This is a genomic window from Actinoallomurus sp. NBC_01490 (genome assembly GCF_036227085.1).
GTDB lineage: Bacteria > Actinomycetota > Actinomycetes > Streptosporangiales > Streptosporangiaceae > Actinoallomurus > Actinoallomurus oryzae.
This window is the reverse complement of record NZ_CP109433.1, coordinates 6809809-6830186: the sequence shown is the minus strand read 5'-3', so window position 1 is coordinate 6830186 and position 20378 is coordinate 6809809. Positions and strand designations below refer to the sequence as shown.

Here is a 20378-nt window from a genome sequence, read left to right as displayed (position 1 = left end):
TTCAACAGTCCCCGTGGGCGTCAAGAGCCACCGCAGGCTCTTATGTCGTCCGGCCGGCGGGCGAGTCGGGCCAACGGAAATCGAGTCTTCGCCCCGGCGACCGCCGGGGCGAAGACTCGATGCGATCCGAGAAGTCGCTACGACCCCTCGTAGAGCGTGCGGATCCGGCTTTCGGGCAGCGCACGTCCGTAGACGCGGAAGTCGTCCACGGCGCCGGGCAGGTAGGGGTCGCCCTCGACCTGCGACCGGCCGATGTAGTTGCGCGTGGTGTCGCCCAGGTACATCGGGACGAGGTCCATGGCGGGGTTGGCGTCGACCTGGACGCCGTCCACGTACAGCCGGCCGCCGCCGTCGGTGCCGGACAGGGTGACCGCCAGGTGCTTCCATTCGCCGGTCGGCAACGGGGGTGCGTGCAGGCGCTGCTCGGCGCCCGAGCCGTTTATCGTGATGGCGAACATCAGCATGTTGTCGGTGAGCTCCGGAGGACGCAGCTTGGTGCCCTGGGTCAGGAACATGTAGGTGACCCGGTCGAAGCCGAAGTCGAAGACCCGCAGCCACCGTGGCGAGGACGTCAGCTTGACCCAGCAGGCGACGGTGGCCTCGCGCGCCCCGGCCAGGACCCCCTGCGGTAGCCGGATGTGGCCACCGCCGGAGTCCGTGCCACCGAGCTGTACGGCGTTGCCGATCCGGCCGGCGCCCCAGGTGGCGTCGCCGGCGAGCGTCGCCGTCATGTCCCGGTCACGCCGGCCGCTCGAATCGCCCGCGGTCCGCCCGGCGGTCTCGTCGAACTTGTACCAGGCGACCGTCTCCGGCGGCTCGGGGCCGCTGGCCACGACCACGTCCGCCGGCTCGCTCCAGACCTGGAGTCGCCGGTGAGCCGCCTGGTCGGCGTAGTCGGCCTCGGCCTTCAGGGAGAACCTGCCGAAGCCGCCGGCCGGCGGCGTGACGGTCCAGGTGGTCTTGACGGTCGTGCCGGGGGCGACCCGGCCGAAGCGATCCGGCGTGCGCGGCTTGACCGTCCACCCGCGCGGCACGTCGAGCGTGAGGCGGACGTCGCGGGCGGGAGATCCCTTGGCGTCGTTCGAGAACCTGGCGGTGATCTGCGCGGACTTGTTGAGGCCGACCTCGCCGACGTCGTCGACCGCCAGCTGCGCCGTCTTGCGCTCGAAGGAGAACCAGACCGCTCGCCGGTAGTCTCCCGCCCCCGAGTTCGGCTGCCCCGAAGGCCCGGTCTGGGGCGGCTCATGGTTCTTGTCGCCGATAGGGGCGATGCCGTCGAGGAACGAGATGTTCCCGCCCGGGAAGGCCGCCGTCGCGTGGCCGGGATTGGGCCCGAACAGGGGCGTGTACAGGCGGAGGAACATGTCCTCCTCCGCCACCATCGTGATGTCGCCCTCGCGGGCGTTCAGCACCGCCCAGCACGTCGCGGCGTGGTAGCCCTTGAACTCCGGGTACTTCCAGTGATCGGCTCTCCAGAGGTCGGCGCCGGTCGAGGTGTCGTTGTACTTCTTGTACCAGGTGTCGGTGACCGGGCCCTGCATCCGGTTCTTCCAGACGCGGTACGGCCCCTTTCCGAGCCATTTGACGGCACCCACCTGGTTCTCGGGATAGTCGAATGAGACGCCCGAGAAGTCGCGGTCATCGGTCACGCGGTACCGGTACTCCATCCGCAGCCACCCGCTCGCCAGCATGCGCCAGGTGACGTACGACAGATCGCCGGCGAAGTCGGCCTGGACGACGTGGGCGGTGCCGTCCTGACGATGGGTGATGCCCGAGAGCGCCGGGTTCCCGGCGGTCGCCACGGGCCCGTTGGTGAGCGACAGGGCGGAGCCGTCCTTCCGGACCCCGGTCAGCAGGCCGGTGCGCTTGCTGATCGTGACCTCGGTTCCCGAGGCGGTCATGGTGATCGCGTCCGGCGTCTCCGTCGCCGTCACGGCGCCGGTGCCCGCCGACACGATGCGGTCCTTGAGGTCCGCGGCCCGGGTGATCGGCCACACCCACGAGCACACCTCGCGGCCCGCGGGGTCGACGGCGGTCAGGGCCAGGGCGTCGGACCGCTTCACCGTCGGAGAGGGGAGCCGGAGCGTCAGCGTCGCGCTCTCGCCCGGCCCGGCGTCACGTACGCCCTTCGCCGTGCCGCTCGCCACCACGGTGTGCCCGGTGGAGTCCTCGTACGGCCCGCGGAACCTGATCAGTTTCCAGCCGAACCGGCACTCGCCGAGGTTCGTGAACTCGTACCTGTTGGTGAGCTCGATGTCGAAGACCGCCGGGGTGTGACCGGTGTCGGAGCCGCGCAGGGTGGCGAGGATCGGTGACCAGATCTCCCTGATCGCGGAGAAGCTGCCCTCCTTCTCGCGATAGGGCCCGACGACGCCGTCCGGGGCGCGGTCGGCCGCGACGTTGATCCGGCCGCCCTGGTCGGTACGGACGACGCCGCTGTCGAAGAGCGCCCAGATGAATCCTCCGCCGGAGTTCGGCCGGCTCGTCATGAGGTTCCAGTAGTCCGCCAGCCCGGCGCCGCCGCCTCCGTCGTACATCGAGTGGAGGAACTCCGTCGGGAGGTAGATCGAACCCGGCTCGTTCTCCAGGTAGCCCTGCGTGTCCGCGTACGACGGGTAGTGGGTGGTCCTGATGCCGTTGAACGGTTCGCTCGACGGGTGCAGCACCGTCCGCCGCTGCGGATCGTAGGTCGCGAAGTCGCCGTCCACGGCGGTGTTCCAGCCGCCCTCGTTGCCGTTGTCCCAGAAGATCACGCATGGATGGTTGACGTCCCGGACGACCATCTCTTCGACGATCCGTTTCGCGCTCGGCGTGTCGTACGGATTGTGCCAGCCGGGCAGTTCGTTGAGCACGTACAGGCCGAGCTCGTCGGCGTAGTCGTAGAAGTTCTGGTCCTGCGGGTAGTGCGACAGCCGGACGGCGTTGATGTTCATCTCCTTCATCAGGAGAATGTCGTCGCGGTTGATCGTCGGGCTGGTCGTTCGGCCGGAGTCCGGCCATTCGGCGTGCCGGGTGATGCCCTTGAGCATGATCCGCTTGCCGTTGAGGAAGATGCCCTTGCCCGGGCGCACTTCGACGGTGCGGAAGCCGAACCGCTCGGTGACCAGGTGCAGCACCTCCTCGCCCTTGGTCAGCGTCACTTCCAGCTGGTAGAGGTTCGGGGTCTCCGCGGTCCACAGTCGCGGGCCGTCCACCCGGGTGGAGAGCGTCGCCTTGTCCGCGCCGGCGCGCAGGTCCGCCGAGAAGGCGCGACCGACCTTCTTCCCGTCCATGGACTTGACCTGCGCCCGGAGACCGTCGGCCTCGGCTATGGCGCCCAGGAAGACGTCGACGGACAGCGACCCGTCGGCCTGCGCGTCGACGGCCACGCGGTCGACGAACTCGGCGGGGTGCGCCAGCAGGTAGACCGGCCGGTAGATGCCGCCGAAGATCCAGTAGTCGCCCCTGCGCTCCGCGCCGTTGATCGAGGCGTTGGCGGACTCCTTGTCGACGGTCACCTTCAGCCGGTTCCGGCCACCGAAGGTGAGCACGTCGGTGACGTCGTAGGTGAAGCGGACGAAGCCGCCCTGGTGCACCGAACCGACGGACGACCCGTTGATCCACACGCGGGTGTCCGTCATGCTGCCCTCGAAGACGATGAACACCTTCCTACCGCGCCAGGCCGCGGGGGCCGTGAACGTGTGCTCGTACACGCCCTGCTCGTTCGGCTGGTCCGGGTGGTCGTCGACGAAGTCCCCGTAGTCGTAGGTCCCGTAGCCCTGGGGTTCCCAGTTCGACGGCACGGGAACGGTGGTCCACTTGCCGGAGTTCCGCCCGCTGGTCAGCATGAAACGCCAGTCGACCACGTGATCCTTGTCCGTGCCCGACAGGTAGGCGACCTCGGACCTCGTCGCCGACGCGTCGCCGTCGGCGGCGGCCGACGCCCGTCCCTGCGCGGCCAGCGGCGTCGCCGCGACGCCGAGCGCCCCGAGCTTGAGTACCGTCCTCCGGCTGAACATCCGCCGTCCTCTCCGGGTGGCCCGTCGGCATCCCGGCCGTGCGCGGGAAAAGGTTTTCCTCAAATTAGGCCCGAGACGAACGCACGGTCAACAGTCATCCGGCACCGTCTTGGCGCGGCGGCGCGTCCGCTCGCGGCCGGGGCCGTCGTGCGGCGGAGGCGTGTCGGTCCGTCAGGCCTTCGCGGTCTTCGGAAGCGGGGTGGTGGCGGTCGCCGGCGGGGCCGTCGAGTCGCGGGTGATCAGCTCCGGGATCGCCGTGACGACCCGGCCGGACTCGCCGCCGCCCACGTCGCCGCCCGCGGCGAACAGCTCCCAGGCCCGGCGGCCCAGGTCCTGCTTGCTCACCTTCACCGTGGTGAGGCGGGGGCGCAACAGCTCGCTCAGCGCGATGTCGTCGAAGCCGGTGAGCGAGACGTCACCGGGCACCGAGACCCCGAGCTCGTCGAACCGGGCGAGCACGCCGAGAGCGACGTAGTCGCTGAACGCCATCACGGCGGTCGCCCTGGTGGCGAGGGCGGCGTCGGCGGCGCGGCGCCCGTCGGCGCTGCTGGAGCCGCACGGCACCTGGAGCACCTCGAAGTCCGGGCCGGACGCCGTGCGCAGTGCCCGCTGCCTGGCCCGCTCCGACCACGCCCGCGCCGGGCCGCGAAGGTAGGCGATCCGGCGGTGGCCGAGCTCCCGCAGATGCCGGCAGATCGCGGCCATGCCCGCCTCGAAGTCCACCACGACCGCGGGCACCTGGCCGCCGCGGCCCACGCGGTTCACGCAGACGAGGTGCGGCACGGCCTGCGCGAGTTTCGCCAGCTCCCGCTGGGGCATCCGCGGTGAGCACAGGACCACGCCGTCCGCCCATCGGGACAGCTCGAGTGCCGCGTCGTGCTCGGCGCCCCCCTTCTCGCCGGTGTCCGCGACCAGGGTGCGGAAATCCGACTCCTCCGCGGCGTTCGTCACCCCCTTGAGCACCTCGGCGAAGTACGGGTTGCCGACGTCCGGAACGACGACGCCGACCGCGTGGGTGGCGCCACGCAGCAGTCCTTGCGCCGCCGGATTCGGCCGGTACCCGAGCCGGTTCACCGCGGCGCGCACCCGTTGTTCGAGGTCGGCCGAGACCGGCTTGGTGCCGGTCAGGACTCGTGAGACGGTTGCCGGCGATACGGCGGCCTCCCGCGCGACATCGATGATGGTCGCTCGGGGCGGCCGCGCCCCCGCGTCGGTTCGCACCCTGTCCATGGCGGCATTGGACCACACGGCGGGCCCACCTGGCGCATGCGGCCGGTCATCTGAAGGTGGACGGTTGACGACTGCGGCCCTCCGTGTGATTTTTTTGGGAAAAGGTTTTCCGGCGGAGGCCCATGATCTCCCGAAGACCGGCAACCTGCGTCTCAGGAGGACACGATGACCGAAAACTGGCCACGACGCCGGTTCATTGGGATGAGCGGGGCGATACTGGGCGGTGGGCTGCTGGCCGCGACGGTCGGCGGGCCGGCCTTCGCCCAGCAGGACCCCTGGAAGGCCGCCGACGCCATCCGGCGGAGGGTCCGCGCGCCGCGGTTCCCGCACCATGAGTACAAGATCACCGACTTCGGCGCGAAGGGCGACGGAGTCACCGACTGCACGCGGGCGTTCCAGGCGGCGATCGCCGCCTGCGCCCGCCGCGGCGGCGGGCACGTGATCGTGCCTCCCGGCCGGTACCTGACCGGGCCGATCCACCTGAAAAGCTTTATCGACCTCCACGTGAGCGCGGGTGCCACGATCCTGTTCAGCACGGACCCCGCGAAGTACCCCCCGGTCTTCACCCGCTGGCAGGGTATCGAGTGCTACAACTACTCGCCCTTCATCTACGCGTACGGCGCCCGCAACATCGCGATCACCGGGCAGGGCACGCTCGACGGGCAGGCCGGCAACAACGCCTGGTGGCCCTGGACGGGCAACACGCGCTACGGATGGACGGACGGCATTCCGACGCAGGGCGACGACTGGGACGCGCTGCAGGACATGGCCGACCGCGGCGTCCCGGTGCGCGAACGCGTCTTCGGCCCCGGGCACTACCTCCGCCCGAACATGGTCCAGCCGTACCGCTGCCGCGACGTGCTCATCGAGGGCGTCACCATCGTCAACTCGCCGATGTGGGAGATCCACCCGGTGCTCTCGCAGCGGGTGCTCGTACGGAACGTCACGGTCTCCAGCCACGGGCCCAACAACGACGGCTGCGACCCCGAGTCGTGCACCGACGTGGTCATCACCGGCAGCACGTTCGACACCGGCGACGACTGCATCGCCATCAAGTCCGGGCGCAACGCCGACGGCCGCCGGGTCAACGTGCCCAGCCGGAACATCCTGGTCGAGGACTGCGAGATGCGCGACGGCCACGGCGGCGTCACGATGGGCAGTGAGGAGACCGGTGGCATCAGCGGGGTCTTCGCCCAGAACCTGCGGATGACCAGCCCGAACCTCGGGTACGGCCTACGGCTCAAGACCAACTCCGTACGCGGCGGCTACATCCACGACGTCCACATGCGCGACGTCGAGGTGACCCAGATCGCGGACGCCGCGATACAGATCGACTTCTACTACGACGAGGGCCCCGGCCACCCGTTCAACCCGTCGGTGAGCGGCATCAACGTCGAGAACCTGCACGTCGGCACCACCAACAAGGTGTTCGAGATGCGGGGATACCCCGACGACCCGATCCGGGACATCACTCTCACCCACTGCACGTTCGACAAGCGGACCGGCACGGACATCGTGGAGGACGTCGAAGGGCTCGTCCTCAAGGACGTCACCGTCAACGGCGAACCGCTGGAGGAAGCGGTCCGCTGACCCACCGCCCGGCACCGGCCTCGCCGGTGCCGGGCCGTGTCATCTCATTCGCCGACGGCCGATCGAGACCGAGGGGCTCAGCTGTCGTCGCGTCCCTCGGCGCGGCGGCGGCGGTGTTCGCGTACGCGGTGACGGACGCCGCAGATCTCGGCCGCGCACCAGACGCGGCGGCCGGTGGGGTCCAGGAACAGCATTCCGCAGTCGTGGTCGGGACAGGTGCCCAGCATCGCGGCCTCCGGGCCCGTGAGGTGCTCGGCCGCCTGCCGCGCGACGCGGCCCAGCGACTCCCGCACGGTCGCCGGTGGCCGCACGCGCGGCCCGGCCGGCTCGGCCTGGAGTTCGACGGGCTCGTCGGCGCGAAGGAACTCGTTGACGCGGGCGACGTCGCCGGCCGGCCACGCGTTTCCCCGTACGGTGGCGAGCGCCAGGCTCCGCAGCGACTCACGCAGCGCGTGCGCACGGACGAGGTCGTCCTCGCCGGGGTCGTGCCGCGGGAGCAGGCCCTCGGCGCCGAGCCACTCGCGGAGTCGCGCGAGGTCGTACAGGCGTTCCACCGGCGTCTCACCGTAGGCGTCGCCGACCGTGGCGACGAGGTCGAGCCACGTCGCCCCGGTGTCGAAGCGCAGCCGTCTGATGCGCGTGCCCCCGTCTCCGGACGCCATCGTCCGATGATACGCCTCGAACCGTTACGGGTCGTGCCGGCGACGGCCGCGCATAAGCCTCTCCGCCCGGGTAGGTTCCTCATGTAACAGCTCAACCTGTTACAAGGAGGGCGCGCGGTGATCACTGCCAAGATCCGATCCATGGCCGGCCTGGCGCTCCCGGTCGCCTTCGTGCTGATCTGGAGCAGCGGCTACCTTGTCGGCACGGTCGGTGCCCACGCCGGGCCGCCGCTGGGCCTGCTGGCATGGCGGTTCACGATCGGCTTCGCCGTCCTCGCCGCGATCTCGCTGGCGACCCGGGCGCCCTGGCCGTCCGAGCCCCGCACCTGGCTGCACCTGCTGGCGATCGGGATCCTGCTGCAGACGGTTCAGTTCGGCACGCTTTACCTGGCCCTCGGCAGGGGAGTCCCGGCGGGCTTGTCCTCGCTGGTCATCAGTGCGTGCCCGCTGGTGGTCGGCGCCGTAGCCGTCCCGCTCTTCGGCGAGCGGCTCACCGGACCGCAGTGGCTCGGGCTGGCGCTCGGCCTTGCCGGCGTGGGCATCTCGCTGACGGAGAAGCTCGCGGGCGGTGGCGAGCCGGCCGGGTACGCGCTGGTCGGACTGGCGCTGGCGGCCTTCGCCGCGGGGACGCTCTACCAGAAGGCCGTCGGCCTCACGACGGATCTGCGCACGGGCACCACCGTTCAGCTCTTCGGCGCGATGGTGACCGGCGTTCCGCTCGCCCTGCTGCACGGCGGGATGCGCCTTCCGCCGACCGCGCCCGCCATCGGCTCGCTGGCCTGGCTCGCGACGGTGAACTCGATCGGGAGCTTCACGCTCCTGTTCGTCCTGCTGCGAACGCGGGGCGGAGGCGCCGCCACCAGCCTGCTCTACCTGGTTCCGCCGGTGACGGCCCTGCTCGGCATGCCGCTGCTCGGCCAGGGCGCCGGTTGGAGTGTCTTCGCCGGGATGGCGGTGTCGGGAGCCGGCGTGGTGCTGGTGCTGCGCGCCGGAGCGAACCGTACGGAGGAGGCGCGCGCCGCGGAACCGCCCGGGAAGGAAGCCGGGGCGCGGCGCCCCAGAGAAGAATCCGTCCGCCACTGAGGGAGGAGAGGGCAGTGGACGACCTGCACGCCTGGGCGTGGCGACCGGAACCGCCGCCGGCCGCCGGAACGGACGGCCCGCCGGCCGGGTTCGTGCTGGGGGTCAAGGACGTCATCGACGTGGCCGGAATGCCCACCCGGTGCGGGTCACCGCTCACCGACGGCGCTCCGGCCGCCGCGGACGCTCCGGCGGTGGCCCGCCTGCGCGCCGCCGGAGCCGTGATCGTGGGCAAGACGCGGTGCACCGAGTGGGCGCTGAACGACCCGGCCCCCACCATCAACCCCTGGGATCCCGCCCGTACGCCGGGCGGGTCGAGCGCGGGATCCGCGGTCGCCGTCGCCACCGGCGACTGCACCGCCACCGTGGACACCCAGACCGCCGGTGACGTGGTACGGCCCGCCGCCTACAACGGGATCGTCGGGCTGAAACCGACGGCCGGGTGGGCGCCGGCCGAGGGTAGCCGGGCGGTGGCGCCGAGCATCGACACGCTCGGCGTCCTCGCCCGATGCGTCTCGGACGCCGCCGCGGTGGCGTCCGCCATGGCCGACGCTCCGGCCCGGTTCGGGGTGGCGCGGCCGGTCGCGGCGCCTCGCGTCGGTCTGCTGCGCGACCCGTTCACCGACCAGGTCGGGGACGCCGTGAGGACGAGCCTCGCCGAGGTGGTCCGCGCGCTCGCCGCCGAGGGCGCCGAGGTGAACGACGTCTCGACCGGCGTCGACCTCGCCGCCGTGCACGCCGCGCACCGCGTCCTCACGTTCGCCGAATGCGCGACCCGGCATCTGAGCCGCCATCGCGACCACGCCGAGCGCTACGGCCCGCGCGCCCGGGAGCTGATCGAACGGGGACTGAGCACGCCCGCGCACGTTTACCTGGAGGCCGACCGGGTGCGGCGGGACGCCACCGAACGGCTCGGCGCGCTGCTGGAGGGCCTCGACGTCCTGCTCGTCCTGGCGACGTCCGAGCCCGCGCCCGCGCGCGAGACCACGGGTGACTCCCGGCTCCAGATCCCGTGGACCCTGTGCGGCCTGCCGACGCTCGCGCTGCCGGCCGGCATGGCCGGGCACCTTCCGCTCGGCGTCCAGCTCGTCGCGGCCAGAGACGCCGAGGCGAGGCTGCTCGGAGCCGGCGTCTGGTGCGAGCGGGTGCTCGGCTTCGACGCCACCGCCGTGCGGCGCACGCGCCGGTGAGCACCGCGTCGTGATCGCCCGGCCGCCGCGGCCGGCCTCCGACGATCGCCACGGGGACATCCGTGATGAGCATGGCGCCTCGGGTGCGACGAAGCGGACGGCATGACTAGGACGTGCTTTTCGCGACCGAGCGCATGACCGCTCGGTCCCATTTCGCGCGACGGGGAACGCCGTGGGCGACGAGGGGACGGAGCGGCCACGCACTTGTGTCCACAAGGACTACGACGAGCGGCGCGGGCAGATCCTGGCCTGCGCCAGGGCGCCGTTCCGCGACCGGCCCTACGAAGAGGTCTCCAACGCCGTACGTGGAGGGCGCCGGCGTACGGGAACGCGTGTCGGCGAGCGTCGACGGCTGGCTGGAGCTCCTCGACCGCCACTCGTGGGCGTGACCGCACTGGCGGCGGAGCATTCGGAGGTCGACGCCGTCCTGCGCGGCTATACCGGAATGGCGGAGTCGATCTCCCAGGAAGGGCTCAGGCGCGGGCGCGTGACGCGCCGCCAGGCCCACCTGCTGCTGGAGGAGACGCTCCTGCACATCATCTCCACCGTGCTGCCCCAGGTCATCGCCGGCGAGGGTGACACGCACGCCCGATGAGGGACGGCCGCCCGATCAGCCGGGGCCCTCGCGGTCGGCGATGGCGATGAAGATCTTCGCGCACTCGGCCACGAGCTCCTCCTCGGTCATCGTGAGAGTGCCGGACAGCCAGGCGGTCAGCGTCTGCGCGAGGCCGCCGACGACGAACTGGGCGGCGAGGTCGAGTCCCGGGCTGTCCCCGATGCCGTAGACCTCCCGCGCCTGCCCGCTGAGCAGCCGCGCGAAGAACGTGGAGGACTCCAGCCGTCGCCGGGCGAGCAGGGGGTCGGTCAGCGTGACCGAGAACAGCACCCGCCCGTGCCGCGGATCGCCGGCCACGGCGCGGAGCAGGTGCTCGAGCCCGGCGCGGATCTTCGCGTCGCTCTCCGGCCCGGCGGCCTCCACCGCCGACAGCGCGGCGGCGGCGACGGTCTGCACGACGTGCTCGTGGACGGCCGCCACGAGCTCGTCACGGCCGGCGAAGCTCTCGTAGAAGTAGCGCGCGGTCAGCCCGGCCCGCTGGCAGACGCGGCGCACGGTGAGCTGGTCGCCCTCGGCTCCGCCGAGCAGGTCCAGGCCGGCCTCGATCAGCTGCGCCCGCCGCTCCGCCTTGCGGTCGGCGCCGCTGACCCCTCCGTAGGTGCGCATCTCCGCAGCAGCCATGCGGCCATCTTGACAGCTCGTCCCGTGGCGAGGAATCTGATAACAAGCGTTGTCAGATACTCCCCCCGGAGATGCCATGGCGACCACCGAGCCGGATCCGCTGGACAAGAAGGTGATCGTCGGCGCCGCCCTCATGGCGGGCGCCGCAAATGTGATCATGCAGCTGGCCCGCCCAGGGGTCGGCCACGGCGTGATCGAGAGCAAGGTGGAGAGCGGGCAGCTGCACCGTCACCCGATCAAGCGATCCCGGACGACCTTCGGCTACCTGGCCGTGGCCCTGCTCGGCAGCCCGGAGGAGAAGGCGGCCTACCGCAAGGCGGTGAACCGGTCGCATGCCCGGGTGCGCTCGGGCCCGTCCAGTCCGGTGCGGTACAACGCGTTCGACTCCGGCCTGCAACTCTGGGTCGCCGCGTGTCTCTACCGCGGGTTCGAGGACACGTACCGGGCCTTCGTCGGCCCGCTGGCGCCCGCCGACCAGGAACGGCTGTACAAGGCGGCGGCGACCCTGGGCACGACGCTGCAGGTGCCGCCGGAGGCCTGGCCCGCCGACCGGGAGGCCTTCGAGGACTACTGGCGCGAGGAGATGAAACAGGTCTCGATCGACGAGCCGGTCCGCGAATATCTGCTGGAAATCGCCGACCTGCGGTTCCTGCCCCGGCCGATCAGCATGGCGTTCGGGGGGTTCAACCGGTTCGTCACGACCGGGTTCCTGCCCCCGGACTTCCGCGAGGAGATGCGTCTTTCCTGGAGCGAGCGGGACCAGCGGTGGTTCGACCGGTTCATCGCCGCCGTCCGGGCGATGGTGCGCGTGCAGCCTCCGCCGGTCCGGCGATTCCCCTTCGACCTGCTGCTGTGGGACGTACGCCGGCGCATCCGCACGGGCCGTCCACTGGTGTGACCGCCGCGCGCACCTGCTCGTACGAGCGCCGGGAACCGGCCGGATACGCGCCCTCCTGGGTGGGAATACGCTATTGCGTCAGTGCGTGATGAGCATCCCGGCAGAGCGTGAATTCACCTCTACCGTCCGGCCTGTCGGTGTGCACCAAGCCGGAACGTCGATATTTGCCGGGTGAATTCCCGAGACGATGACATTCTCGTGTATAAAGGGCAATTCGCTTGCGCCGGGCACAACAAACCCGAGATGTGATCTTAACCGCACCGGGCATCGGGTGCAGAATCTATAGCTGATGGATCAATCGGATTCACCGGCCCGCTTGTATGAGCGGTCGACCGGCCTTCGTGCGATTGACCGGTTGCTCCAGGAGCTCGGGAAGGGCGGCAGCGGCGCCCTGTTCTTCACCGGCGACGCCGGGCTCGGCAAGACCACGCTGCTCAGTCTCGCGGCGCACCACGCCGGGCCGCGGGTGCGGGTCGGCCGGGCACGCGGACAGGCGATGGAGGTCGAGCTCCCGCTCGGGCTGGCCGCCCAGGCCCTCGAACCGCTGGGCGGGCCGCGCCTCTGCCGGGCCGGGAGCGCGGCGGAGCCGGCCGAGTCCCGCGTGGCGGTATGGGTTCGCGTGCGGGAATGGCTGGAGGCGACCGCGTCGGCCACCCCGGTTCTGCTGCTCCTGGACGACCTGCAGTGGTCCGACCCGGACTCACTGGAGCTGGTCGCGTTCCTCAGCCGGCGGATCCGGGCGGCCCCGGTCGGGATCATCGCCGGGTTGCGGCCGTGGCCGCCCGCCGCGCGGGAGCTGGTGGATCGGCTGGTGGCCGATGGCGCCGCGGACGCCGTCGAGCTGGCACCGCTGTCGCGGCCCGGCGCGCGCTGGATGCTCGCGGAGCTGCTCTCACGGCGGCCGGATGATCCGGACGTCCGGCGCGACGGCGGGTCACCTCGCGTCGGGGTCGACGGGCCGGAGGGCGGGGACCTCGCGGACCGGGCGTGGACCCTGGCCGGGGGAATCCGTTCCTCATCGAGCGGCTGGCCGAGATCGTCGTCGCGGAGGGCGGCCTGCCCGAGCCCGACGGCCTCGATCTCGGCGAGTTCCGCAGAGTGTTACTGCTGTCGACGTTCGCGGCGCTGCCCGCGCAGGCCATCGAGTACGCGCGTGCCGCCTCGGTGCTCGGCACCGAGTTCCGGATGGCCCTCGTACCACCCGTGGCGAACCTGGACCCCGAGCGGACGGCCGACGGTCTCGAGGCGCTCTTCGGGAGCGGCCTGCTGACCGAGACCCGACGCGGTTGGGCGGCTTTCGTGCACCCACTGATCGCGCGAGCCGTCTACGAGGACCTCTCCCCGGTGCGTCGGGTCCGGCTCCATACGCGCGCCTTCGAACGTCTGGCCGGCCTGGGTGAGGTCTCTCTCGCCGCGCACCACGCGGTCGCGGCCGACCTGGTGGGCGACCCGGCCGCGATCGCGGCGGTGACCGCGGCCGGTGAGGCCTCGATGGCCGCCGGCGCGGTGCTCCGTGCGGTGGAGCACCTGGAGGCCGCCGTCGAACTGTGCGCGGGCGAGGTTCCCGGGATGCTCTGGCTGCGGCTCGGGGAGGCGTGGCTGGCGGCCGGGCGGCCGGCGCGAGCCGCCGGACGCTTCCGCGCGGCCGCCTCGGCCCCGGACCTGACCGGCGCGCCCAGGGTGCGCGCGTTGCGGCTTCTCGCGAGGGCGATGGCCTATGCCGGCGACATCCCGAGCTCCGGGCGGGCCGCCAGGGAGGCGCTGGTGTACGCCCGCCGGTCGGCTCCCGAGGCGGTGGGCCCGGTCATCGTCGAGCAGGTGCACGCGGTGTGGCAGACCACCGGGCCGGCGCCGGCGTCCGTGCTGATCGACACGCTCTGCGGAGAGAGCGAGCTTCGCGACGCCGGGCTGCGCGCGGTGCGGAGCTACGTCAACTACTACGCGCGTGCGGACGCCGGCGCGCTCGACGAGCTCAGCGCGCTCGTGGGCGACGATACGGAGCCGAGCGCGGGCGATGACCCGAACTCACCCTTCGACCCCGCGCTGCTCTACCTCGGCACCGCCTCAGCGAGCGGTTCGACGACGAGGAGCGGGTGTGGAGACGGGCCCGGGAGCGGGCCGTGGCCGGAGGGCTCATCCACGCGCAGGTCGCCCTGGACATCTCCAAGGTCGACAGCCTGGTACGCCAGGGCCGGCTGACCGAGGCGCGAGACGTGCTCGACGACGTCGAGCGGGTCGCGGACGTGGTGCCCCTGATGCACGAGACGATCAACCTCAGCCGTGCCGCCCTCGCCTGTGAGGTCGGGGACATCGAACCGGCCCGCGCACTCCTGACCGGTCCGTCGCATCTGATGTGGATGAGCCGGCTGTGGGCGGCGCACCTGGAGGCCGTGATCAGGCTGTCCGACGAGGACACCGACGCGGCCTCCGCGGCCTATCTCGAGCTCGAGCGCGTGGTCGACGAGCTGGGGGTACGGGACCCGTGCGTCGTTCCGTGGGCGCCGTTCGCCATCCGTGCCCACCTGCGTTCGGGCCGCCACGAGGCCGCCGAGCGGGTCTGCGGCCGGATCGAGGCGGTGACGCGCGATCTGCCCGGCACGTGGCCCCGCCTGACCGCGTTGGCCGGGCGGGCGGGGCTGGCCGCGGCCAGGGGCGATCGGCAGAGCGCGATGGCGCTGTACACCGAGGCGGCGGCCCTTCCTGTTCCGCTGCCGCTGGAACGTGCCCGCGTGCTGCTGGACCACGGGTCCTGGTTGCGGCGCGTCAACCGGCCGCTGGCGGCCCGCGAGTCCCTCGCCGAGTCGCTGGAGATCGCGGAACGGGCCGGTGCGCTCGGACTCGCCACGCGTGCCGCGGCCGAGCTGCGGGTGGCCGGCGGGCGTCGCCGGACGCGGCGGGAGCCGCGCGGGCACCTTACGGCCCAGGAGGCGCGAGTGGCGTCGCTGGCCGCACAGGGTCTGACCAACGCCGAGGTGGCCCACCGGCTGTCCGTGTCGGTGAAGACGATCGAAACGCATCTGACCCGGATCTACCGCAAGCTCAGCGTCCGCTCCAAGCGAGAGCTGCGGGCCCGTCTCGCTCGGCCGGAGCACGCCGATCGCCGGTCCGGGCTCGGCTAAGGATCAGGGGTTGACCCCGACGCGCCGGCGCACTCCATGGGCATCGAAGCCCGTGGCCCGGAGGACGTGGACGTCGGCCCGGTGGTCGTACGGCCGGTTCGTGCCGCTCGGCCCGGGGCCGGGCCGGGCCGCGAACGCCGTCTAGAACTACGGGACGGTCCCCGATGCACAGGCCGGGGCGCACGAACACGATGGTCCGGCGGCAGGTCGAAAATCGGCTTTGTCGCGATCCCGGGCGATGCCGCGGGGTCGGGACGACGGACGGGGGCGGAACGTGGCCGTGGCGGGCTGGACGACCTGGTCGGCGGCCGGTACCGGCTCGCCGAGATCAGCGAGGGCTATCGAGGACCGCGCGGGCACGGCGTCCGCAACGTGATCGTCCATGAGCACGATCGGGCCTGACCGAGAGGGAGGAGCGGATGGAGTTCCGCGAGTTCGTACTGGCCGGGGTGAAGGACTGGAACGCCGGGAACAAGGAGTCGTTCCTGACCCGGTACGGCCCCGGCTCCGGGTTCACCGGCCCGGGCGGGTCCACGCTGAGCGGCGTGGCGGGCGCCGCGCTCTTCTACGACACCTACCCACTCGGCGTTCCCGGACTGCGAACTGCGGCCGGAGAACATGGTCACCGACGGCGACCAGGGCTTCGTCGAGGGGACGTTCAGCGGCACCCACCGGGGCGAGCTGAAGCTTGCCGACGGCCGGGTCGTCGCGCCCACCGGCAACCGGGTCGTTCTGCACTACGCCGAGCGCTGGGTGGTCCGCGACGACGTGGTCTCCTCCATCCGGCTGTACTACGACCAGGTGGAGCTGCTCACCCAACTCGGCGTGCGGACGGTCGAACCTCGGTGAGGAAGACGCCGCCGTTCCCGGCGGCGTCGAGTTCGGCGACAGAGCCGGTGAGCTGCGAATTCGTCCGGCGACCTCGTTACGCCAAGCTGGCGTACCACTTTGGCGAATAGATCGTTGACAATCCTGTTGGAGATTTCTAGCATCATCGTCACGCCAACGGTGCCATCGGGGAGGGCGGCCGCCGGTCGATCGGCTCTCGCGGGCCGGCCGTCCGGCTGAGGCCGCTCCGTGCCGGTGGGGCGGCCGACGACACGCCGACCCGGAGGTCCGGTCGTGCCGACTGCCGACGTCAACACTCCTCTCGACCGACGTCCCGGAGAGCACCGTGACAAGAATCCGCGCGGCTCTGGCCGCAGCCTCCGTACTCCTCCTCGCCGCGTGCGGATCGGGGGAGGGCTCCGACTCTTCCGGCAAGGGCCCGACCACGGTGAAGGTCAGCGTCATTCCCATCGTCGACGTGGCGCCGGTCTACCTGGGGAACCAGCAGGGGTTCTTCGCCGAGCAGGGGCTGAAACTCCGGATCGAGACGGCCCAGGGGGGGCGCGGCGATGGTGCCGGCCGTGGTCAGCGGGCAGGTCGACTTCGGGTTCAGCAACTACACGTCGCTGATCATCGCCCGGTCCAAGGGGCTGCCGCTCAAGGTCGTCGCGTCGGGCAACGCCTCGACCGGCGTCAAGGGCAAGGACTTCGGCGGGGTGGTCGTGAAGTCCGGCAGCCCGGTCAAGACGGCCAAGGACCTCGTCGGCAAGCGCGTCGCGGTCAACACCCTGAACAACATCAACGACACCACCGTCCGGGCGTCGATCCGGGCCGCGGGCGGTGACGCGAACAACGTGAAGTTCACCGAGCTGGCGTTCCCGGACATGCAGGCCGCCCTGGACAAGGGCGACGTCGACGCGATCCAGGTCGTCGAGCCCTTCCTCACCACCGCGCTGAAGAACGGCGGGCGGCTGGTCGCCTCCAACTACGTCGACACCGCCCCGAACCTCACCATCGCCGCGTACTTCACCTCGCAGAAGACCGCCGGGTCAAAGCCCGACCTGGTCAAGCGGTTCACCGCGGCGATGCAGAAGTCCCTGCGGTACGCGGACGCGAATCCGGACGCGGTGCGCAAGGTCCTGGGCGGCTACACGAAGATCGACCCGTCGGTGGCGAGCGCGCTCACGCTGCCGAAGTATCCGGCGCAGGTCAACGGCGCCGGGCTGCAGACCCTGGAGAGGCTCGCCGCCCAGGACGGGCTGATCACCAAGACGCCGGACGTCAAGGACCTGCTGCCGTGACGGCGGACGCGACGGGCGACGGCCGGGGCGGACGCCGTCACCGCTCCGTGCCCGCCTGGGCGCTCGGCCCGGTCGGCCTCGCCGGGCTGATGGCGGTCGTGGAGCTGGTGCCCCGGACGGGCCTGGTGCGCGAGCGGTTCCTGCCGCCGTTCAGCACGATGGTCTCCGCGCTGGCCGACGAGGCCGGGACCGGAGGGTTCTGGCGCGCCCTGCTGGAGACGCTGCGCGGCTGGGCGATCGGACTGGTGATCGCCACCGTCGCGGGCGTGGTGCTGGGCATTCTGATCGGCGGCCTTCCGGGAGTGCGGGCGGCGATGACCTCGACGATCGAGTTCCTGCGCCCGATCCCGTCGGTGGCGCTGATTCCGCTGGCCGTGCTGCTCTACGGCACCGCCATGCGCTCGACGCTCCTGCTGGTCGTCTACGCCTCCTTCTGGCAGGTGCTCGTGCAGGTCCTGTACGGCGTGCGGGACGTGGACCCGGTGGCCCGCGAGACCGCGCGCTCCTACCGTTTCCGCCCGCTGACGCAGGTGCGCACGGTCATCTGGCCGACCGCCCTGCCGTACGCGATGACCGGGTTCCGGCTCGGGGCGGCCGTCGCGCTGATCCTGGAGATCACCGGCGAGCTGGTCATCGGGTCGCCGGGACTCGGCAAGCGGATCGCCGTGGCGCAGAGCTCGGACGCGGTCCCCACGATGTACGCGCTGGTGATCGTCGTCGGGCTGATCGGCGTCGTCGTCAACGTGGGCGTGCGCGCCGTCGAGCGCCGGGTGCTGCGGTGGCATCCGTCGGTCCGGCGGGAGGTGGTCTCGTGAGTGTCGTGAGCCTGGCGCGGAGGGGCGTCCTCCTGCTCGCCGTCCCGGTGCTCCTCGTGGCGGCGTGGTGGCTGGCGACGGCGCACAGCACCGACTTCTTCTGGCCGCCGCTGCGCCAGATCCTGGGCACGTTCGACGACACCTGGTTCCACGGCCGGCTCACCACCGACGTGCTGCCCAGCGTGCTCCGGCTGCTCGCCGGCTACGCCCTGGCGCTGGTGCTGGGGGTGGGCCTCGGCGTCGCGATCGGCTCGGTGCGCGTGCTCCGCGCCCTGCTGGAGCCGGTGCTGGAGTTCTTCCGGGCGATCCCCTCGCCCGTCCTGGTGCCGATCCTGATGCTGTTCGCCGGCATCGGGAACGAGATGAAGGTCCTGGTGATCGTCTCGGGATGCGTGTGGCCGATCCTGCTGAACACCGTCGAGGGCGTGCGCGCGCTCGACGAGGTCCTGAGCGACACCGCCCGCTGCTACCGGATGCGCCCGCACGCGCGGCTCGTCCACCTGGTCCTGCGGGGAGCGAGCCCGCAGATCGCCGCCGGCGCGCGGCAGGCGCTGTCCATCGGGATCATCCTGATGGTGATCAGCGAGATGTTCGCCGCGAGCAACGGCGTGGGCTTCACCATCATCCAGTTCCAGCGCAGCTTCTCGATCCCGCAGATGTGGAGCGGGATCATCCTGCTCGGGCTGATCGGCATCGCCCTGTCGGCCGTCTTCCAGGTGATCGAGGCCCGGGTGCTGAGCTGGTACACCGGTCTGCGCCGCGCACAGCGAAAGGGTCCGAGATGACGACCACACCGACCGGGACCGCGGAGGGCACCTCCACGCTGCTGGACGTCCGCGCGCTGAGAAAGGTCTACCCGGGCAGGGGCCGCGGCGTCGAAGCGGTCAGCGACCTGACGTTCACCGTCGGCGCGGGCGAGCTGGTCTGCATCGTCGGGCCGTCCGGCGCGGGCAAGACCACCCTGCTGCGATGCGTCGCCGGCCTCCTGGACTGCACGTCCGGAGAGGTGGTGCTCGAAGGGCGGAAGGTGACCGCCCCGCCGGTGGGAATGGCCGTGGTCTTCCAGGAGTACGGCCGGAGCCTCTTTCCCTGGATGACCGTGCGCCAGAACGTCGAGCGTCCGCTGAAGGAGAAGAAGGTCCCCAGGGCCGAGCGGCAGCGGCTCGTACGGGAGGCGCTGGAGGCCGTCGGCCTGGCCGAGGTGCACGACGCCCACCCCTGGCAGCTGTCGGGAGGCATGCAGCAGCGCGTGGCCATCGCGCGGGCGGTCGCCTACGAACCCCGCATCCTGCTGATGGACGAGCCCTTCGCCGCCGTGGACGCCCAGACCCGCGCCGAGCTCGAAGACCTCGTACGCGCCCTCTGGAAGCGCCTCGGAGTCACGGTCCTGTTCGTCACCCACGACATCGACGAGTCGGTCTACCTGGCGCGGCGCGTCATCGTGCTGTCGAGCTCGCCGACGGTCGTACTGGAGGAGGTCGGTATCGATCTGCCGGACGAGCGTGACCAGCTCACCACGCGCTCCGACCCCCGCTTCGCCGAACTGCGGGCCCACATCTACCAACTCATCCAGCAGGCGAAGGAAGGCCATCGGCCGGCGGACCGAAGGCCCGGAAACGACGGCGGGCTCCGCCGGAGCGGCCGGTTCCTATAATCGCCTTCGATCTTCGAGACCTCCGACGGCCCACGTGGTGGACACAGGGCGGGTCGCTGACGTGCCCGCGAGCGAGGAAGCATGCCAACGCACGAGCAGACCACGGCCGCCGACCGGAACGCCGAACGCATCGACATCACCGCGGCGATCCGGACGGCGATCGTCCGCGGGGACTTCGCGCCCAACCAGCGCCTGGTCGAGGCGGACCTGTCCGAGCAGTTCGGCGTCAGCCGGGGCGGCGTACGCGCGGCGCTGTTCGAGCTGACCAACGAGGGCCTGGTCGAGCGGATCCAGCACCGCGGGGCCCGCGTCCGCGCCGTCACCCTCGACGAGGCGATCGAGATCTCCGAAGTCCGCAGGGTCGTGGAGGGCCTGTGCGCCGCCAAGGCCGCCGAGCACGCCACCGACGAGCAGATCGCCGACCTGCGCGGCATCGACGAGGCCATGCGCGTCGCCGTCGCGGACGGTCACGTGCTGCAGTACTCCGAGCTGAACAAGGCCCTGCACAGGCGGATCATCGAGATCAGCGGTCAGCACACCGCCGCCGAGGTGCTGCGGCGGCTGCGCGCACAGAACGTCCGGCACCAGTTCCAGCTGGCTCTGGTGCCCGGCCGCCCGAACGTCTCGCTGGCCGAGCACCACGCCATCATCGAAGCGATCTGCGCCCGCGCGCCGGAGGCGGCCGAGCGGGCGGCACGTGCCCACCTGACCAGCGTCATCAAGGCGCTGCGCTCCGTCCCGGCCTGACCGGATCCGCCGATCGGCGCGTGTCCGCC

The 20378-nt window shown here is 71.5% G+C and carries 17 protein-coding genes and 1 pseudogene; 14 read left to right on the top strand and 4 right to left on the bottom strand.

Annotated features, from left to right (window positions below; all coding sequences use genetic code 11):
* Nucleotides 1-137: 137 nt before the first annotated feature.
* Together OG417_RS31910 and OG417_RS31905 are read right to left on the bottom strand one after the other, a co-directional pair.
* The gene (locus OG417_RS31910; protein ID WP_329236401.1) at nucleotides 138-3998 is read right to left on the bottom strand and encodes a glycoside hydrolase family 2 TIM barrel-domain containing protein; all 3861 of its coding nucleotides are present in this window, start codon (nucleotides 3996-3998) and stop codon (nucleotides 138-140) included.
* A gap of 171 nt (nucleotides 3999-4169) precedes the next feature.
* Complete coding sequence (locus OG417_RS31905) at nucleotides 4170-5228, bottom strand: LacI family DNA-binding transcriptional regulator (protein WP_329236399.1); 1059 nt, start codon at nucleotides 5226-5228, stop codon at nucleotides 4170-4172.
* A gap of 165 nt (nucleotides 5229-5393) precedes the next feature.
* Between OG417_RS31905 and OG417_RS31900 the strand changes: the two genes are divergently transcribed.
* The gene (locus tag OG417_RS31900; RefSeq protein ID WP_329236397.1) at nucleotides 5394-6818 is read left to right on the top strand and encodes a glycoside hydrolase family 28 protein; all 1425 of its coding nucleotides are present in this window, start codon (nucleotides 5394-5396) and stop codon (nucleotides 6816-6818) included.
* Between the two features lie 77 nt (nucleotides 6819-6895).
* Here OG417_RS31900 and OG417_RS31895 read toward each other — a convergent pair whose 3' ends face one another.
* On the bottom strand, nucleotides 6896-7480 hold the full coding sequence (locus tag OG417_RS31895) for a CGNR zinc finger domain-containing protein (protein ID WP_329236395.1): 585 nt from the start codon (nucleotides 7478-7480) through the stop codon (nucleotides 6896-6898).
* Nucleotides 7481-7597: 117 nt separating this feature from the next.
* Between OG417_RS31895 and OG417_RS31890 the strand changes: the two genes are divergently transcribed.
* From OG417_RS31890 to OG417_RS31880, 3 genes are all read left to right on the top strand, one after another.
* Complete coding sequence (locus OG417_RS31890; protein ID WP_329236393.1) at nucleotides 7598-8563, top strand: DMT family transporter; 966 nt, start codon at nucleotides 7598-7600, stop codon at nucleotides 8561-8563.
* Nucleotides 8564-8577: 14 nt separating this feature from the next.
* Nucleotides 8578-9750, top strand: coding sequence for an amidase (locus OG417_RS31885; protein WP_329236391.1), 1173 nt, complete (start codon nucleotides 8578-8580; stop codon nucleotides 9748-9750).
* A 172-nt stretch (nucleotides 9751-9922) separates the two neighbouring features.
* Nucleotides 9923-10345, top strand: a complete 423-nt coding sequence (locus OG417_RS31880; protein WP_329236389.1) for a hypothetical protein — start codon at nucleotides 9923-9925, stop codon at nucleotides 10343-10345.
* 15 nt (nucleotides 10346-10360) lie between these two features.
* Here the strand turns inward: OG417_RS31880 and OG417_RS31875 are convergent, their stop codons facing one another.
* A complete protein-coding gene (locus OG417_RS31875) occupies nucleotides 10361-10987 on the bottom strand; it encodes a TetR/AcrR family transcriptional regulator (RefSeq protein WP_329236387.1) in 627 nt (208 codons plus the stop codon).
* A 76-nt stretch (nucleotides 10988-11063) separates the two neighbouring features.
* On the opposite strand from OG417_RS31875, the gene OG417_RS31870 reads away from it, so the two are divergent.
* The 10 genes and pseudogenes from OG417_RS31870 (at nucleotide 11064) to OG417_RS31825 (ending at nucleotide 20349) form a co-directional block, all read left to right on the top strand.
* Nucleotides 11064-11885: an oxygenase MpaB family protein gene (locus OG417_RS31870; protein ID WP_329236385.1), complete on the top strand. Its 822-nt coding sequence runs from the start codon at nucleotides 11064-11066 to the stop codon at nucleotides 11883-11885.
* A 289-nt stretch (nucleotides 11886-12174) separates the two neighbouring features.
* A complete protein-coding gene (locus tag OG417_RS31865) occupies nucleotides 12175-13155 on the top strand; it encodes an ATP-binding protein (RefSeq protein ID WP_329236383.1) in 981 nt (326 codons plus the stop codon).
* Nucleotides 13089-14084: a hypothetical protein gene (locus tag OG417_RS31860; protein WP_329236381.1), complete on the top strand. Its 996-nt coding sequence runs from the start codon at nucleotides 13089-13091 to the stop codon at nucleotides 14082-14084. The genes OG417_RS31865 and OG417_RS31860 overlap by 67 nt, the downstream gene beginning before the upstream one ends.
* Nucleotides 14006-15004 (top strand): helix-turn-helix transcriptional regulator, encoded by a 999-nt coding sequence (locus OG417_RS31855; RefSeq protein WP_329236379.1) that lies wholly within the window; start codon nucleotides 14006-14008, stop codon nucleotides 15002-15004. The genes OG417_RS31860 and OG417_RS31855 overlap by 79 nt, the downstream gene beginning before the upstream one ends.
* 588 nt (nucleotides 15005-15592) lie before the next feature.
* Nucleotides 15593-15853, top strand: a pseudogene (locus OG417_RS31850) (ester cyclase); the annotation flags it as partial.
* 560 nt (nucleotides 15854-16413) lie between these two features.
* Nucleotides 16414-17133: an ABC transporter substrate-binding protein gene (locus OG417_RS31845; protein WP_329236377.1), complete on the top strand. Its 720-nt coding sequence runs from the start codon at nucleotides 16414-16416 to the stop codon at nucleotides 17131-17133.
* Nucleotides 17130-17948: an ABC transporter permease gene (locus tag OG417_RS31840; protein WP_329236375.1), complete on the top strand. Its 819-nt coding sequence runs from the start codon at nucleotides 17130-17132 to the stop codon at nucleotides 17946-17948. Before OG417_RS31845 ends, OG417_RS31840 begins: the two co-directional genes overlap by 4 nt.
* Nucleotides 17945-18733, top strand: a complete 789-nt coding sequence (locus tag OG417_RS31835; protein WP_329236373.1) for an ABC transporter permease — start codon at nucleotides 17945-17947, stop codon at nucleotides 18731-18733. Before OG417_RS31840 ends, OG417_RS31835 begins: the two co-directional genes overlap by 4 nt.
* Nucleotides 18730-19602: an ABC transporter ATP-binding protein gene (locus OG417_RS31830; protein ID WP_329236371.1), complete on the top strand. Its 873-nt coding sequence runs from the start codon at nucleotides 18730-18732 to the stop codon at nucleotides 19600-19602. Before OG417_RS31835 ends, OG417_RS31830 begins: the two co-directional genes overlap by 4 nt.
* A gap of 81 nt (nucleotides 19603-19683) precedes the next feature.
* Nucleotides 19684-20349 (top strand): GntR family transcriptional regulator, encoded by a 666-nt coding sequence (locus OG417_RS31825; protein ID WP_329236369.1) that lies wholly within the window; start codon nucleotides 19684-19686, stop codon nucleotides 20347-20349.
* The last annotated feature ends 29 nt before the right edge of the window (nucleotides 20350-20378 follow it).